Below are 16380 nucleotides of genomic sequence, written 5' to 3' on the forward strand. Positions count from 1 at the left end.
CGGTGCCGCCCGCGCGCGTCTCGATGGCGTGGGCGGCCGCGCGGTGGGTCCCGGCCGTCTCACGGTCCCCCGCCTCTTCCGCCAGGTCGGCCAGTGCGTGCGGGGGCCACCGCGCCGTCCCGGCGTACGTCGTCCAGATCGACGTACAGCGCGTCGCACCCCCGCTCGCGGCAGATCGCGTGCGCAAGCCGCAGTCCCAGTGCGCTCTTGCCGACACCGCCGATTCCGCTGACGGCGACCACCAGGGGGCGCACCACCCCGCCGGGGCGCCCCCGCCGCGCCCCGAGCGCCCGTGTCACGGTGGCCTGTTAGTCGTCGCGGTCCTCGAAGAACGGCGCTTCGACGGGCAGTTGCACCACGGGGCCGGACGGCTCGCCGGGCGCGGTTGCCGGAGACCCTGGCCTGCGCGCACCGGAGCGCTGAGGGACGGCTACGGGATCCGGCGGTGCACATTCTCCTTCCGGGACGGTCCGGGAGCGGCGTCGGCGATCCAGGGGCCCTCCGTGGAGGCGTCGATGACGCCCTCCTCCAGCCAGGTGTAGGAGCCGTCCAGCACCTCGCGGACCACCTTGCGGTCCAGGTCGTCGGTGTTGCTCCACAGGCGTCCGAACAGCTCTTCCACGCGGAGGCGTGACTGCCGGCAGAACGTGTCGGCCAGTTGGCGGGCCGCCTGCCCGTCGCCGCCGTCCCGGCTGTGCTTCTCCGCCCGTACGCAGGCGGCGCTCATCGCGAACAGCTCGGCGCCGATGTCCACGATGCGGCTCAGGAAGCCCTGCTTGGTCTCCATCCGGCCCTGCCAGCGGGACATGGCGTAGAAGGTCGAGCGGGCGAGTTTGCGCGCGGTGCGCTCGACGTAGCGCAGATGTCCGGCGAGCGTGCCGAACTCCGCGTAGGTGCGCGGGAGCTGCCCGGGTCCTGCGACCAGCTTGGGCAGCCACTTGGCGTAGAAGGTGCCCGCAGCGACGGCTGCCTTGCGCTTGTCGGTGAGGGACTTGTCCGGGTCGATGAGGTCACCGGCGACGGACAGATGCGCGTCCACGGCCTCCCGGGCGATCAGCAGGTGCATGATCTCCGTCGAGCCCTCGAAGATGCGGTTGATCCGCAGGTCGCGCAGCAGCTGCTCGGCGGGGACGCCGCGCTCGCCGCGGGCCGCGAGCGACTCGGCCGTCTCGAAACCGCGGCCGCCCCGGATCTGCACCAGCTCGTCCGCCATCTTCCAGGCCATCTCGCTGCCGTAGAGCTTGGCCAGCGCGGCCTCGATACGGATGTCGTTGCGGTCCTCGTCGGCCATCTGCGAGGACAGGTCGAGCACCGCCTCCAGGGCGAACGTCGTCGCCGCGATGAAGGAGATCTTGCTGCCGACGGCCTCGTGCTCGGCCACCGGCCTGCCCCACTGGACCCGCGCCTGCGACCACTCGCGGGCGATCTTCAGGCACCACTTCCCGGATCCCACACAGGTGGCGGGCAGCGAGAGCCGGCCGGTGTTGAGGGTGGTCAGCGCGATCTTGAGGCCGGCGCCCTCGGGGCCGATCCGGTTGGCGGCCGGCACCCGCACCCGGTGGAAGCGGGTGACGCCGTTCTCGAGGCCCCGCAGTCCCATGAAGGCGTTGCGGTTCTCGACCGTGATCCCCTCCGAGTCGCCCTCGACGATGAACGCCGTGATACCGCCCTTGTGGCCCTCGGCGCGGCGCGGGTCGTCTTCGGCGGGCCGGGGGACACGCGCCATGACGACCAGGAGGTCGGCGACCACTCCATTGGTGGTCCACAGTTTCACCCCGTCGAGGATGTAGTCCTCACCGTCCGGCACGGCCGTGGTGGCCAGCCGGGCCGGGTCGGAGCCCACGTCCGGCTCGGTGAGCAGGAAGGCGGAGATGTCGCTGCGCGCACAGCGTGGCAGGAAAGTGTCCTTCTGCTGCTGGCTGCCGAACAGCTTCACCGGCTGCGGCACGCCGATCGACTGGTGCGCGGACAGCAGGGCCCCCACGGCGGGGCTGGCGGAGCTGACGAGCGCCAGCGCCTTGTTGTAGTACACCTGGGTGAGGCCGAGGCCGCCGTACTCGGTGCCGACCTTCATACCGAGCGCGCCCAGCTCCTTGAGGCCGGTGAGCACCTCGTCCGGGATCCGGTCCTCGCGCTCGATCAGCGGACCGTCGATCTTCGCGTCGGCGAACTCGCGCAGCCTGGTCAGGAATTCCTCGCCGCGTGCCACGTCGTCGGCCGCCGGTTCCGGGTGCGGGTGGATGAGATCGAGGCGGAAACGGCCCAGGAACAGCTCTTTGGCGAAGCTGGGCTTGCGCCAGTCCTTCTCCCGGGCTGCCTCGGCGACTTCGCGTGCTTCACGCTCGGAGACGGTCATCTCACTCACCTCGAAACGGTGTGGAGGTACGCGGTGCGGGACGGACGGTGACCGGACCGCCCCGGCGACTACCGACGGGTGCTACTCGGTCGTATGTACCCGATTCATCCCGGACGTACCAGACGCCGCGCACGAGAAGCCCGGACCTGCTGCGCCACTGGGGCGTGCCCGGCGGATGTGGCTGGGAATGGGTTGCCCCTTGCGGCCCGTCGCAGGCTGCGGGTGGATCGTGGCTGGTCGCGCGGTTCCCCGCGCCTCTCCGGGGCGCGCACCTCTGCGCTCCCCTACGCCCCCTGCGGGGCAGGCGCGGTCCGCCGGACAGGCGCTAGGCTCCCGGGCCGCCGGTGTGGCCGCCGCCCGGGGTGACCAGCCCGGTCTCGTAGGCGAGCACGACGGCCTGCGCGCGGCTGCCGATGTCCAGCTTGGCCATCGTGCGGTTGAGGTGCGTCTTGACCGTGGACTCGCTGATGACCAGGGCCTCGGCGATCTCCGGATTGGAGAGCCCGCCCGCCACCAGACGGAGCACGTCCAGCTCCCGGCCGGTGAGCACATCGAGCGTCTCGGGCGGCGGGCCCGCGGGGTCCGGCTGCGGAGCGTACGCCTCGATCAGGCGGCGGGTGACGCTCGGCGAGAACAGGGTGTCGCCCTCGGCGACGGCGGCGATGGCCGCCAGCAGCCGCTGCGGCCCGGTGTCCTTGAGCAGGAACCCGCAGGCCCCCGCGCGCAGCGCGGCGTAGACGTACTCGTCCAGGTCGAAGGTGGTCAGCACCAGGATGCGGGGGCGGGGCTCGTCACTCGCCTCCAGGATGCGCTCGGTGGCGGTGATACCGCTGGTGCCGGGCATCCGGATGTCCATCAGAATGACGTCGGGCCGCTGCTCTGCGGCGAGTTGGACGGCCTCGTCACCGTCGGACGCCTCGCCGACCACCTCCATGTCCGGTGCGGCGCGCAGCAGAGCGGCGACGCCCGCCCTGATGAGCACCTGGTCGTCGACGACGAGCACCCTGGTCGTCACCGTGTGTGTCCCCTCCTGGCCGTCAGGCGGGGAGGATCAGCCGTACCTCGAATCCACCGCTCGCCCGTGGCCCGGCATGCAGCCGGCCCCCGTAGATCCTTGCGCGCTCCCGCATCCCAATCAAGCCGTGCCCGCCCGGCGGCGGCGAGCCGGTACCCGGCGGTATGGGAAGCCCCCGGCGGCCCGCGCCGACCGCGCCATGGCCCGCGCGCTCGGCGCGGTCCCCTTTCGCGTCGCCGCGTGTACGGCCGCCGGTGGGGCTTCGGTGCCGGCCGTGGTGTGCGCCGCCGTCGTCGGTGACCGTCACCGTCAACTCCCGCGGCTCATAGGTGACGGTGACGGCGGCCTGCGCCGGGTAGGCGTGCTTGAGCACGTTGGTGAGCGCTTCCTGGACGACGCGGTAGGCGCACTGCCCCGCGCCGGGCGCCAGGGGGCGCGGCTCGCCGACGACGGTGAACTGCACCGGGACGCCTGCGCCGCGTACCCGGTCGGCGAGTTCCGGGAGCTGGTCGAGACCGGGCGCCGGGCCGAACTCCGCCTGGTCGTCGGTGCCCTGGACGAGCCGCGGTCCGCCGTCCCCTGGCCGGTCCCCGCCCTCCACGCGCAGCACTGCCAGCAGACGGCGCAGCTCGGCCAGCGCCTCGGTCGAGGTGTCGGCGATGGTGCCCAGCGCGCCGCGCGCGGTCTGCGGGTCGGTGTCGAAGACATAGCCCGCCAGCCCCGCCTGCACCGATATCACCGACATGTGGTGTGCCACCACGTCGTGCAGTTCACGCGCGATACGCACCCGCTCCTCGGCGACAGCACGCCGTTCGGCACCCGCCCGCTCACGGCGCAACTGGCCGGTCAACCGGGCCAGCTCGACGTTGCGCTGCGCCGACTTGCGCGCCAGATAGCCGAAGCCGCAGATGACGCTGGTGTAGAGCACGCTCTGGCCGAGCACGGTGGCCCACGAGCTCTCCTGGCCTGTCGTTCCCGCGAAGTTCCACACCGCCGCCAGTAGCAGCGCGCACAGCGCCGCCTCGCGAAGGGGACGCATCGAGGCGACCGTGTAGAGGGCGAGGAGCGGGCCGAGGGTGTTGACGACAGGCCAGTAGTCGAGCGCCACGTACACGGTCCAGACGGCCAGTACCACCAGGCACAGCGTGAACGGGATGCGGCGGCGGGCGACCAGCGGCAGGTTCACCGCACAGGTCAGCGCCACGCCCGTGGCGTCGAGCCCCGACCAGCCCGCCGGGACCCGGTCGTTGCCCAGCAGCAGGCTGACCGTCGTGATGGCGAGCGTGATGGCGCTGTCGTACGCCACCGCCGGCACGCGCTCAGCCCACTGGCGCAGTCGGGTCCAGGCCGTCGTGCTCCGCATCGTCGCAGCGTAACGACCCACCCGCGGCGCCCTCATCCACCGGACGCGCTGTGTGGAGCAGCCGCTGCCTACCGCACTGGTACGAGGGCGGTCGTCCAGTACCGCAGAAGGACAGCTTCCACTTACCGCCGTACGGTGACGACCGGCCAACCCGGGCCGCGTACCTTCGGATGTCAGGAAGAGCGCCACGCCCCGAGGGACGGGGGCGGGTCACGGAACGGGGGAACCGTGGCCGCAGAGCAGCCTCAGGGCGTGGTGCTGTTCGACGCCGCCGAGTGGCCGCTGAGCATCAGCACGACTGTGACGACCAACAGCAGCAGTGCGACAACCGCGATGCCGATGGTCAGGGCGCGGCCGAGCCCTCGGCGCCGCCACTCCTCGCGTAGCCGCATGAACCCCATCTCCCCTGCGGGTCTCCGAGCCGCCGATCGCACACGAGTACCTCAAACCCGCGTTCTCGAAGCACTGTAGTGCGATCCGACAGCGCGCAGGGGGGAGATCACTCAGGCACGACACGGAAGTGGGTCGTCAGCCTGCCCTCGTCGTCGTACACATGGAAGGCGATCACCGGCGGCAGCTCGTAGTCGATCGGGCCGCCCTCCTCGCCCTCCCAGGGCATCTTCAAGGTGGAGACCACGCCGGGCGCCGCGACCAGCGGCAGGCCGGCGAAGGTGGTGACGGCCGGGGTGTGGCTGTGCCCGCACAACAGTCCCGCCACATTGCCATGCCTGCCGACCACCTCTGCCAGCCGCTCCTCGCCGAACTGCCGGATCGGGTCGACGTACTGTCCGTGCAGTGCGAGCGGCGGATGGTGGAAGCAGACAAAGGCGGGCTTGTCGTCCGGCGCTCCGGCCAGCGCCTGGTCGAGCCAGGTGAGGGTGGCGTCGTCCAGATAGCCGTGGCCCTTGCCGGGCACGCTGGAGTCGCACATCAGGAAGGTAGCGCCCAGCAGTTGGTGCGCCTGGTTGACGGGTGAGACATCGGCCGCATCACCGTTCAGCAGGACGGAACGGTAGGGGCCGCGTGCGTCGTGGTTGCCCGGACAGATCAGCGGCAGCACCCCGTGGTCGGCGAACAGCTTCGCCGCCAGGGCGTATTCGGCCTCCTCGCCGTGGTCGGCGATGTCCCCGGTGAGCAGGACTGCGTCGAGTTTGCCAGGCAGTCCGGCCAGGTAGGCGAGCACGCGTTCGGTGCGCTCGCGGGCGCGTGCGCCACCGTCTCCCCTGTCCTGGCCGAGATGGATGTCGCTGAACTGCGCAAAGGCGAACATTCGTTGGTCCTCGCTTCGTCGTGTGGCTCAGGCGTGCACTTCGAGTTCCGCTCGGCGGCGATCCCGCTTGGTGGGTTTCCAGGGCCCGCGGTCGGATCACCCCTGGATCGCGGACCGCGGTGCTCGGCTCATCCCGTGGACGGCGCTCAGCTCTTCCAATGGACGGCGAAAGCGCGGGCGGGGTTGTCCACGAAGATCCGCCGTGCCGCCTCGTCGCCCAGCTCCCTGGCGACGCGGGGCCGCAGGACACGCGTCACATACGGCACTCCGGTCTCCGCTCGCGCGGTCACCGTCACCGTGTCACCGCCCAGCAGCACACTGCTGCCGTAGCCCTGTTCCAACAGATCGGCGAGGCTGTCGAAAAGGCGCCAGTCAGTGGCGTGATGGGTGCGCGAAGGGCCGTCGAAAACCAGCCACGCACCAGACCGCGCCGCCTCGCGCTGCATCCGCACATCCGGACAGCGCCCCAGATGGCCCAGCAGCACGCTGGAGGGCGGCACTTCGTGCTCGTCGCACAGGAACGCCAGAACGTCCGCCGCGCCGGTGCCCAGTTCGAGGTGGACGGCGATCGGCGCACCTGTCGCGTGGTGTGCCTCGGCCGCCGCCGCCATCGTCCGCCGCGCGTGGGCGCCGAGCCCGTGGAAGTCGCCTGCGACCTTGATCAAGCCCGCCCTGGGCGACTCACCGCAGACAGCACCGCGTACCCCCTCGGTCAGCTCTTCGACGAAGAGCCGCGCCGGATCGGACGGCAGCTCCCCTGGGTAGTGCTGTGCCTGGTGCAGCCCGGTCGCGGCGACCAGGCGTACGCCCGTGCGCCGGGCCAGCTCCACCAGCGCCCCGGAGCGGCGGCCCATCCCGTGGGGCGTCCACTGCACAAGGCTCTGCCCGCCGTGCCCGGCGAACGCCCGCAGCTGCTGCTCGGCGGCTTCGGAGTCGGCGAGTTCCTGGCCGGGGAGCTGAGGGCTGCGCAGGAACAGATGGTCGTGCGCGTCGCAGACGCCGAGTTCCGTACCCGGTATGTCGCCCTCCACGGTGCGGACGGCCGGGACCGCCCGCTCTTCGCCGTGCTTCACGAGGCACCGTCCCCACTGGTCGCGGTGGCGTCCAGCAGCCGCAGCAGGCCGTCGGCCGCCTGGTGGAAGGGGCCGGGGTCGCCGGCCGAGCGCGCGAGTACATAGCCGCCCTGGACGACGGCGACGATGGTGGCCGCCGTGGCGGCCGGGTCGAAGCCCGGGCCGAACTCGCCTGCCGCCCGCCCCTCTTCCAGTACCTCCGTCAGTCGGCCGCGCAGCCAGTCGAAGGTCTCCCGCAACGGGGCGCGCAGCCCGGGGTCCGCGATCACGTCCGGGTCCTGGGCGAGTCCGCCTACCCTGCAGCCGCGCAGCACGGCACGTTCGCGGCTCAAATAGGCCCGTACGCGCTCCCGGGCGCTCCCCTCGCGCGAGAGGTCGGCGTCGGCTGCCGCGCGCATCTCCTCGGCGCTCTTGCGCACCGCTGCCCGTGCCAGGTCGGGCTTGCCTCCGAAGTGGTGGTACATGCTGCCCTGGCCGGCACCCGCGCGCTGCTGGATGGCGCGAGGGCTCGTGCCCACGTAGCCGCGCTCCCACAGGAGCTCCTGGGTGGCCTCGATCAGCTTCCGGGCCGTGTCGGTACCGCTCATGGCAACACTGTACATACTGGTAGGTACACAACACCAGTACAGCCGTCCCCCGAAACGACCGCGCGACTGCTGCCGCAGGGGGAGGGGGGAGCGGCAGCAGTCGCGTTCCGTATCCGCCCGCCTGCCCGGCAGGAGTCGGCCGGACAGGCGACAGGCGGTCGGACCCGGAAGTGGCTCTTGAGACGCCGAGAACTCGGAGGACTCAGAGTGCTCGGAGGGCTCGGGGGACTCGGAGGACTCAGAGGTCGAGGCCGGTCAGCACCATGACGCGCTCGTAGGTGTAGTCCTCCATCGCGAACCGCACACCCTCGCGGCCCACACCCGACTCCTTGACGCCGCCGTACGGCATCTGGTCGGCACGGTAGGACGGCACGTCGCCGACGACGACACCACCGACCTCCAGCTCCCGGTGCGCACGGAAGGCGACCTGCACGTCGTGGGTGAACAGACCGGCCTGCAGCCCGTACTTGGAGTCGTTGACGGCCGCGAACGCCTCCTTCTCGCCGTTCACCTTCACGAACGACATCACCGGACCGAAGACCTCCTCGCAGCCGATCTGGGTGTCGGCGGGCACGTTCTCCAGCACGGTCGGCTCCACCGTCGCACCGTCCCGCTTGCCACCCGTGAGCACCTTGGCGCCGGCGGCCACGGCCTCGCCGATCCAGGACTCGACACGGCGTGCGGCGTCCTCACTGACCAGCGGGCCCACATCGGTGGTCTCGTCCGAGGGGTCACCGGTCTTCAGCGCCTCGACGGCCGCCACCACCTTGGGCACCAGCCGGTCGTAGACCGAGGCGTCCGCGACCACCCGCTGCACGGAGATGCAGGACTGGCCCGCCTGGTAGTTGGAGAAGGTGGCGATCCGCTGGGCCGCCCAGTCCAGGTCCGCCTCGGAGGAGTAGTCGGCCAGGACGACAGCGGCGCCGTTGCCGCCCAGCTCCAGCGTGACGCGCTTGCGCGGCGCGGAGTCCAGGATGGACCAGCCGACCGGCGCCGAGCCGGTGAAGGAGATGATCGGCAGCCGCTCGTCCTGCACCAGCCCCGGCATCTGGTCGTTCGGCACCGGCAGCACCGACCACGAACCGGCCGGCAGCTCCGTCTCGGCCAGCAGCTCGCCCAGGATCAGCCCGGACAGCGGGGTGGCGGGCGCGGGCTTGAGGATGATCGGGGTGCCGACCGCGAGCGCCGGGGCGACCTTGTGGGCGCACAGGTTCAGCGGGAAGTTGAACGGCGCGATGCCCAGCACCGGGCCGTAGGGGAAGCGCCGGGTGAAGGCGAGCCTGCCCGTGCCGCCCGCGTCCGAGTCGAGCCGCTGGGCCTCGCCCCCGTTGAAGCGGCGGGCCTCCTCGGCAGCCCAGCGGAAGACGGAGATGCAGCGGCCGACCTCACCGCGCGCCCACTTCATGGGCTTGCCGTTCTCCGCCGAGATCAGCTGCGCGATCTCGTCCGTACGCTCCACGAGACGGCGCGTGATGTGGTCGAGCGCGGCGGCACGGACGTGCGCCGGGGTGGCGGAGAACTCGTCGGCCACCCCGGCCGCGGCGGCCACGGCCTCCTCCACCTGCTCGGACGTGGGGATGCTGACGGTGCCGACGTGCCTGCCGTCCCAGGGCGAGGTGACATCGAGCGTGCTGTCGCCGGTGGCCTTGCGGCCGGCGAGCCAGAATGCGTGAGGAGAAGTCGCTGTCGTCACTGCGGATCGCCTTCCGGATGCGGGAGAGGGGCTCAGTTCCAGCTCCACGGTAGGGCGTCGGGGCCCGCCCGCTTCTTCGCCGGGATGGAGCACTTGGACGGCGCGGCACTACGGATTGTCGCTGTACGTCTTGTCCCGGTACGCCGGAGACCCCCGCGATGTCCCCTACCGGTGTTTCGTGAGGGCCGACGGTCGCGCCGTAGGACGCCCGCGGCAGTGGGTGCGCGGGGGTGCCTTGATGCGGTCGGGGGCTGGTCGGAAGCGGAGGGGGCTTCCGGGACGGGACAGGAGGCGCTCAGCCGGTCGCCTTCAAGGCCAGCCACAGCTCCATACGCACGTCCGGGTCGTCGAGGGAGCGGCCCAGGATCTCCTCGACCCGGCGCATGCGGTACCGCAGGGTGTGACGGTGCACACCCAGCTCGGCGGCGGCGGCGTCCCACTGGCCGTGGCGGGACAGCCAGGCACGCAGCGAGGCGACCAGATCCCCCCTGCCGTTCGCATCGTGCTCGCGCAGCGAGCGCAGCAGTCCGTCGGCGAAAGCCCGCACCGCGTCGTCGGCCAGCAGCGGCAGCACCGAGCCCGCCGCGACATCCTCGTGCTCCACCAGGGCCACACCGCGCCGCCTGGCCACGGACAGCGCCTGGTCGGCCTGCTTGAACGCGACAGCTGCGGCGGACAGGCCCACGGGCGCGGAGACACCGATCGCCAGCCCCTCCTCGCCGCCCCCACCGGGACGGCGGCCCGGCTGCGCGGCGTCAGCCGTCGCGGCGAACTCCGCGCAGGCGGCCACGGCCGCGCCGCCGTCCGAGGCGAGCACCACCAGGCGCGCCCCGTCGGGCACCACCAGCACGGCCTCGCCGTTGCGCGCCGCCGCGGTCTCGACCGCGTCGGCGAGCTCTTCGAGAGGCCAGACGATCCGGCCCAGCCGCCCGGTGTCGGACGCGTCGGCCTGGGGGCCGCCACCCGCGCCGACCACCACGCCGGAGGCCGCCGGAGCGGTGCCGGAGGCGGTGGACGACGTGGCGGCGGACAGGTGAGCGGTGACGGTGGCGGGTACGGAGGACGTCGGCGAGGTCCCCGACGCTACGGACGGAACCGAGGACGACGCCGCGGACGACGCCGAGGTGTCCCGCCCGGCGGCAGCCTGCGACTTCGCCGACTGCGCGGCAGGCCGGGACGCGGCGCCCTTGGCTGCACCGGTTCTCGCGGCCGCGGGATCGGCCGCCGACGACTTCCCTGTGGCGCCCTTCGCCGTGGCCGGCTTCCCCGCCGGTTTCGGGACAGCGGCCCTGGCGGCATCGGCGGCGGCCGAGACGGCCCCGGGCGTGCCCGCCGTGGCGGCCAGGTCGGCCAGCCCGCACGGCTCGCCCGCACGGGCCAGATAGCCGCTGGACACCGGCGAAGGACGCGCCGCGGACGGGGTGGGCACCGCCGGGGCCGACGGCGACGAGGCGGAGGTGTGGACCGCCGCGATGGACTCCTGCGCGAAGCGCGCCGCCGCAGCCGACGCGGGCTCTGCGACGATCACCCGCATCGGGGCGTCCAGCAGCCCGCCGTACAGCTGCCCCGCAACGGCGCGCGCGTGCTCGCCCTCGCCGACGAGCAGCATCTTGAGCACAGCCGCACCCAGCCGCTGCTCGGCCTCCTGCAGCGCGCGGGACCGCTCCATGGTCAGGGTCAGCAGCGCTATGGCCGAGTTCACCGCGTACCGCTCGGCCGTACCGAGCGGCGCCGCCGTGCCCACGGCCAGCACGGCCTTGGCGCGTCGGCCGCTGCCGACCGACTGGAGCTCGACCCGGTCGTCCCCGCTGTCCGCCTCGCTGACCACCGCGCTGGCGGGCGTGGGACGGTCCCGCAGCCGCTCGGCGTCACCGACGAAACGGGCCGCCCGCCGCACCGCCCAGGCAGGGGCCGTGGCGACGACCGAACCTGAGGCGTCGTAGAGCGCGGCCCATCCGTCGACCTGCGAGGCCAGCCGGGCGAGCAGCGCGGAAGGCCCCTCCCGGGAGAGCGCGGCGCGGGTCATCTCGCGCTGTGCGTCGAAACCTGCTGTCACAGCGCGGTACTGCTCAGCGGCGATGTCCGCCGAGACCGCCTTGCTGATCGCGATGAACGGGGTGCGCCGGGGCACCTCGAGCAGCGGGAGTTCCGCCTCCCGACAGGCGTCCACGAGGGGCTGTGGGACGCCGTCGTAGTTGACGCCCGCGGCGAAGCCCAGCCCCACCACGCCCTTGCTCACCAGCTTCTCCACGTAGGCGCGCATGGCCTCGGGGTCGGCCGCGTCCAGCTTGAGCCCCGTGAACAGAATGAGCTCCCCGCCGTCCATGTACGGCGTCGGATCGGCGAGCTCGCTGGCGTGCGCCCACCGCACGGCGGCATCCAGCCTGTCGTGCCCCGCGAGCACGGAGAGGCGGAGCGCGGAGTTCTGGACGAGCGTGGCAAGAGTCGGTGGCATAACGCACTTCACCGTACAGCCGTCTGCCTGTATTCGGCCCCTCACCTATGTGGCCTCGGTTCAGGGCTGCGGCTCCCTCCTGCGCTCACTCCCCCAGCCCTGGGCTCACTCTCCCAGTTTTGTCAGGATCGGCGGCGTACGTTCCCCCCGCACCGTGGTGACGGAGAGCACCGCGTGCTCCGGCTGCAGCTCATTGGCCAGATCGGAGGCCGACCAGCGCTCCCGCTGCTCGCTGCGCACGGTCACCGACTCGGCTGTGACATGCTTGCCGGTCGCCAGCCGCCGCACCGCGTGCAGGACGCGCGTGACGGGCTCGTCCGAGACCAGCTGCCGGTTGGTGACCGTACGCGTCTGCACCCACTCGGTACCCCACACCTCGGCGAACCGCTCGGCGTCCCACGGGGTCACCCCGGCACACACCATCCGGCACCCCACCGCACCCAGCAGCGGGCCACGGAGCGGCTCGGGCACATCGTCCAGCGCCCGCAGCGTCAGCAGAACACCCGCGTGCACCGAGCGCAGCCGCTGCAGCCCCCGCAGGGCCTGCGGAGTGACCGTCTGCGCCGCGTCGTCCAGCACCAGACAGGCGAACAGCGACTGATCACCGCGCGCCACCGCACACTCCGTGAACTGCGCCAGAACCAGCCGGGCCAGAATGCGCGACGCCTCCGCGTGCGCCCGCTCCGGGAGGTCGATCCGGACCCGCAGCGGATGCTCCAGCGCCCGCAGCGAGAACGGGCGCCGCCCCTCGGCCCTGGGGCTGCCCTCCGGCAGGAAGAAGTCGGCGAAGGCCGGCCTGTCCAGCAACGCGATCCGGTCCGCCAGCAGCGCGGCGATGTCCCCCGCCCGCCCGGACTGGCGCTCGAACGCGTCCAGCTCGCGCAGCTGCCCCTGCTGCCCGTCGGCACGCAGCGCTTCCCGCAGCGCGTCGAGGGCGCCGGGAGCGCCGTCCAGCAGCTCACGCAGCTCCGGAACGGCGGGAAACCGCCCGTGCACCGCCGCGAACGGCCCGATGAGCTGGGCCAGCGTCGTGGCGGCGCGCCGGCTGTCGCCCCCTGGCAGCGCGGCCACCAGATCCCCGACCAGCGCCTCGGCGAGCATCCCCGCCGCCTCGTCCGGATCGGTCGTACCGCCGTAGAGGTCGAGATCGTGCGTGGAGCCCGCGTGGCCCAGCCGCAGGACGAGGTCGAACGAGTCGTCGGGCACGAAATGCGAGCCCGCGGGGCTCACCGCGATCACGGCCGCCTGCCCCGCCAGCGCCTGCAGACACAGCGACTCCACCACCGGGCGGGCCAGCTTGCTCGTCTTCCCCGTACCCGGCGGCCCCACCGCGAGCGCCGATGTGCCCAGCAGCGACGGGTCCAGCGCGATGCCCGCGCCCCGGTAGTCGTGCGGGTTCCGGTCGGAATCGGCCGCCCGCCCGATCCGCACCTGGCGCAGCGACAGATCGTGCCGGGCGGCCCGCACCGTAAGATCCCGGGCACCCGACGGGTGCCCACACGCCGCCGCGCCCTGCTGCAGGACGTTCTCCACGAAGGCGCCCAGCCGCTGCGGCCTGGCCCGCACGGTCTGCCAGGCCCGCTCGATACGCGCATGGTCGACGTCGGACATCCTCCCCGCCCGCAGATCCTCGGCGAGCCGCTCGGCCGCCTCGTTCGCACCTCCGGCCCGCAGGTCGGGCCATTGGACGGGGTCGAGGTGCGCGGGAGGGGCCGGGGCCTGCGCCGCCCCTGCGGCCGGCACCTCGTCCGGGACGAACCCGCCCGACCGTCGGCCTCCCTCGCCCTTCATCCGCGCCCAGACGCGGCGAGCGAGCTCGTCCCAGCGGCCGATGCGGCCGAAGAAGAAGGCGAGGCCAAGAAGGAGCGCGCCGCTGTACAGCCATGTCGACCAGACGAACAGAATCTGGTTACCGTCCTCCTCCCGCCACGACTCAGGTGTGAGGGCGAGGAGAGGCCATTTCCAGTAGCTGCCCAGATACCCGTTCCACAGCAACGACCACAGCAGCCACCCCATCAGGAACGAGATGATCGCGCCGCTGACGAGTTGGCGGGCCGGGATGCGGTCGGGGTCTTCCGGGGGGCGCGGGGTGTAGCCGCAGCGCCAGATTCCGGGGGCCGCCTCCGGGCGGGGCAGCCGCAGCCAGTCGGCCAGCGGGGGGCCTGCCTGGGGCGCGCTCGGGGGCATGGGGGGCGGTCCCGCCGAGCCCGCTTCGACCCCGCGCGCGGCGGGAATGGTGGCGCCCCCGGTGGGTGGGTCAACGGTGGGTGGGTCAACGGTTGGCGGGGCAGCAGGGGGCGGCGGTGCGGGCGTGGGCGGTGCCGGGGGCGGGCCGGTGGGGGCGGGGGCAGTGTGGTGCGTGCTGCCTGTGCCCTGCTTCCGGTGGGGAAGCCCCATGTCCATGTGCTGCCTCAGCTCCCTGACGCCCCGACGCGTCGGCTCTCGCGGGCCGACGCCCTCCTGCACCCAATCTAGCGGCCGACCACGTCAGTTGGCCCGTGGCAGCGTCTCGCCCGTCGGGACGGTGCTGCCGCAGCCCCCCGAAAGGCGTGGAAACGGACGTGAGCGCGCACCGGCCGCTCCGGCCACACCAGCCGGGCGCGATCGCCCTCGCGATCGCGCCTATGTCCGTGGTGGCCAACAAACCGCCCGTACTTCTCCGGAGCGGTGCATGTGTCGGCCGCGCGCGTGCCCCTAGCCTGCGAAGTGCCAGACCCCCGTTCCTCCCGAGGAGTGCGCTATGACCGGAAAGACGGAACTGTCCGGAGGGCCTGCCCTCCCCCAGGAGCGGCGTGTCGTCACCGCCGTCCCCGGGCCCAAGTCGCAGGAGCTGATGGCGCGCAAGCAGGCATCGGTGGCCAACGGCATCGGGACGGTGCTGCCGGTCTTCGCGCGGCGGGCCGGCGGCGGCGTCCTGGAGGACGTGGACGGCAACTCGTTCATCGACTTCGGCTCCGGCATCGCCGTGACCTCCGTCGGCAACAGCGCCGAGGCGGTGGTACGCCGGGCGACGGAGCAGCTCAACGACTTCACCCACACGTGTGCGATGGTCGTGCCGTACGAGCCGTACGTGCAGGTCTGCGAGGAGCTGGCCAAGGTCACGCCGGGTGACCACGAGAAGAAGAGCGCGCTGTTCAACTCGGGCGCCGAGGCGGTGGAGAACGCCGTCAAGATCGCCCGTACGCACACCGGCCGGCAGGCCGTCGTCGTCTTCGACCACGGCTACCACGGCCGCACCAACCTGACGATGGCGCTCACGTCGAAGAACATGCCGTACAAGCACGGCTTCGGCCCGTTCGCGCCTGAGGTCTACCGCGTTCCGGTCGCCTACCCCTACCGCTGGCTGACCGGCCCGGAGAACTGCGCCGAGGAGGCCGCGGCCCAGGCGATCGACCAGATCACCAAGCAGATCGGCCCGGACAACGTCGCGGCCATCATCATCGAACCGGTGCTGGGCGAGGGCGGCTTCATCGTCCCGGCGAAGGGCTTCCTGCCGCGCATCCAGCAGTTCGCGCGGGACAACGGGATCGTCTTCGTGGCGGACGAGATCCAGTCCGGCTTCTGCCGTACGGGCCAGTGGTTCGCCTGCGAGGACGAGGGCCTCGTCCCGGACCTGATCACCACGGCGAAGGGCATCGCGGGCGGTCTGCCGCTCGCCGCTGTCACCGGCCGGGCCGACATCATGGACTCCGCGCACAGCGGCGGCCTGGGCGGCACCTACGGCGGCAACCCGGTGGCCTGCGCCGCGGCGCTCGGTTCCATCGAGACGATGCGCGAGCTGGACCTGCCGGCCAGGGCCCGGCGCATCGAGGAGATCATGAAGCCGCGGCTGGAGAAGCTGGCGGAGAAGTCCGACATCATCGGCGATGTCCGCGGCCGGGGCGCCATGCTCGCCATCGAGCTGGTGAAGCCGGGCGGCAAGGAGCCCAACCCGGAGGCCACCGCCGCGCTGGCCAAGGCCTGCCACCAGCAGGGCCTGCTGGTGCTGACCACGGGCACCTACGGCAACGTGGTGCGCTTCCTGCCGCCCCTGGTCATCGGTGAGGACCTGCTGAACGAGGGCCTCGACGTCCTGGAGGACGCGATCACCGGTCTGTGAGGCCTTGCCCGTGAGGCCCTCGCCTCACTGACCTCCATTCCGATCCGGTCGGATCCGGTCCGGCCCGGCCCGGTCCGATCCGACCGCCGCGCGGTCCGAGTACGGTCCGGGCGCGGTCCAAGTGCGGGCGCTCCGGCGCCCGCACTTTCGCGTTCCGCCGCCTGTGCCGCCCTGTACCGTGGGGCGGCACAGGCGGCGCATGAGCGCGGTGACCAGCAGGGGAGCGGTACCGGTGAAGAATGTGTGCGGGGCCGATGTCCGGTGCGTAATGCGCCTGTCGGGCCCTGCCCCGCTGCCGTACGGTTTCAGGAGTCGCCGAGAGGTATGGAGGGCCACCTCCAGCCTCCTGGCCCGAGCCGGTCTCTCCCCAAGGCAGGCCCGGTCGTGCCCTCGCGCACGTTCCTCACCGATCGGATAGCCGCTTGTCCCACACCCCCCGGGACCGGCGGAAACCCGGTCGACACGGCCG

At 72.4% G+C, this 16380-nt stretch carries 12 protein-coding genes; 1 reads left to right on the forward strand and 11 read right to left on the reverse strand.

Going from position 1 to position 16380, the window contains the following annotated elements; genetic code table 11:
• Positions 1-59 precede the first annotated feature (59 nt).
• The 11 genes from HC362_RS08425 to HC362_RS08475 all read right to left on the reverse strand — a co-directional run bounded on the left by HC362_RS08425 (position 60) and on the right by HC362_RS08475 (position 13999).
• Complete coding sequence (locus HC362_RS08425; protein WP_243083289.1) at positions 60-299, reverse strand: hypothetical protein; 240 nt, start codon at positions 297-299, stop codon at positions 60-62.
• A gap of 131 nt (positions 300-430) precedes the next feature.
• On the reverse strand, positions 431-2356 hold the full coding sequence (locus HC362_RS08430; RefSeq protein ID WP_243088434.1) for an acyl-CoA dehydrogenase family protein: 1926 nt from the start codon (positions 2354-2356) through the stop codon (positions 431-433).
• A 325-nt stretch (positions 2357-2681) separates the two neighbouring features.
• Entirely contained in the window at positions 2682-3371 is a 690-nt protein-coding gene (locus HC362_RS08435; protein ID WP_243083290.1) for a response regulator transcription factor, read from the reverse strand.
• A 22-nt stretch (positions 3372-3393) separates the two neighbouring features.
• The gene (locus tag HC362_RS08440) at positions 3394-4734 is read right to left on the reverse strand and encodes a histidine kinase (RefSeq protein WP_243083291.1); all 1341 of its coding nucleotides are present in this window, start codon (positions 4732-4734) and stop codon (positions 3394-3396) included.
• 245 nt (positions 4735-4979) lie between these two features.
• Positions 4980-5126, reverse strand: a complete 147-nt coding sequence (locus HC362_RS08445; protein ID WP_243083292.1) for a hypothetical protein — start codon at positions 5124-5126, stop codon at positions 4980-4982.
• A 107-nt stretch (positions 5127-5233) separates the two neighbouring features.
• Positions 5234-6004 (reverse strand): metallophosphoesterase, encoded by a 771-nt coding sequence (locus HC362_RS08450; protein ID WP_243083293.1) that lies wholly within the window; start codon positions 6002-6004, stop codon positions 5234-5236.
• 146 nt (positions 6005-6150) lie between these two features.
• Entirely contained in the window at positions 6151-7077 is a 927-nt protein-coding gene (locus tag HC362_RS08455; protein WP_243083294.1) for a phosphotriesterase, read from the reverse strand.
• Positions 7074-7679, reverse strand: coding sequence for a TetR/AcrR family transcriptional regulator (locus HC362_RS08460; RefSeq protein WP_243083295.1), 606 nt, complete (start codon positions 7677-7679; stop codon positions 7074-7076). The genes HC362_RS08455 and HC362_RS08460 overlap by 4 nt, the downstream gene beginning before the upstream one ends.
• Before the next feature lie 223 nt (positions 7680-7902).
• The gene (locus HC362_RS08465; protein ID WP_243083296.1) at positions 7903-9357 is read right to left on the reverse strand and encodes an aldehyde dehydrogenase family protein; all 1455 of its coding nucleotides are present in this window, start codon (positions 9355-9357) and stop codon (positions 7903-7905) included.
• A gap of 295 nt (positions 9358-9652) precedes the next feature.
• Positions 9653-11812, reverse strand: coding sequence for a PucR family transcriptional regulator ligand-binding domain-containing protein (locus HC362_RS08470; RefSeq protein ID WP_243083297.1), 2160 nt, complete (start codon positions 11810-11812; stop codon positions 9653-9655).
• Between the two features lie 105 nt (positions 11813-11917).
• Positions 11918-13999 carry an ATP-binding protein gene (locus HC362_RS08475; protein ID WP_243083298.1) on the reverse strand — a complete coding sequence of 694 codons (2082 nt, stop codon included), beginning with the start codon at positions 13997-13999 and terminating at the stop codon, positions 11918-11920.
• Between the two features lie 553 nt (positions 14000-14552).
• Here HC362_RS08475 and gabT point away from each other — a divergent pair.
• Entirely contained in the window at positions 14553-15911 is a 1359-nt protein-coding gene (gene gabT / locus HC362_RS08480; protein ID WP_243083299.1) for a 4-aminobutyrate--2-oxoglutarate transaminase, read from the forward strand.
• Positions 15912-16380: the final 469 nt, after the last annotated feature.

Origin of the sequence: Streptomyces sp. 891-h (genome assembly GCF_022760275.1) — a bacterium.
GTDB lineage: Bacteria > Actinomycetota > Actinomycetes > Streptomycetales > Streptomycetaceae > Streptomyces > Streptomyces spirodelae.

Bases quoted from the DNA above. Each gene is read 5' to 3' on its own strand.
- HC362_RS08470 (WP_243083297.1), bottom strand. From the start codon at position 11,812: ATGCCACCGACTCTTGCCACGCTCGTCCAGAACTCCGCGCTCCGCCTC.
- HC362_RS08460 (WP_243083295.1), bottom strand. From the start codon at position 7,679: ATGTACAGTGTTGCCATGAGCGGTACCGACACGGCCCGGAAGCTGATC.
- HC362_RS08445 (WP_243083292.1), bottom strand. From the start codon at position 5,126: ATGCGGCTACGCGAGGAGTGGCGGCGCCGAGGGCTCGGCCGCGCCCTG.
- gabT (WP_243083299.1), top strand. From the start codon at position 14,553: ATGACCGGAAAGACGGAACTGTCCGGAGGGCCTGCCCTCCCCCAGGAG.
- HC362_RS08440 (WP_243083291.1), bottom strand. From the start codon at position 4,734: ATGCGGAGCACGACGGCCTGGACCCGACTGCGCCAGTGGGCTGAGCGC.
- HC362_RS08430 (WP_243088434.1), bottom strand. From the start codon at position 2,356: ATGACCGTCTCCGAGCGTGAAGCACGCGAAGTCGCCGAGGCAGCCCGG.
- HC362_RS08450 (WP_243083293.1), bottom strand. From the start codon at position 6,004: ATGTTCGCCTTTGCGCAGTTCAGCGACATCCATCTCGGCCAGGACAGG.
- HC362_RS08475 (WP_243083298.1), bottom strand. From the start codon at position 13,999: ATGCCCCCGAGCGCGCCCCAGGCAGGCCCCCCGCTGGCCGACTGGCTG.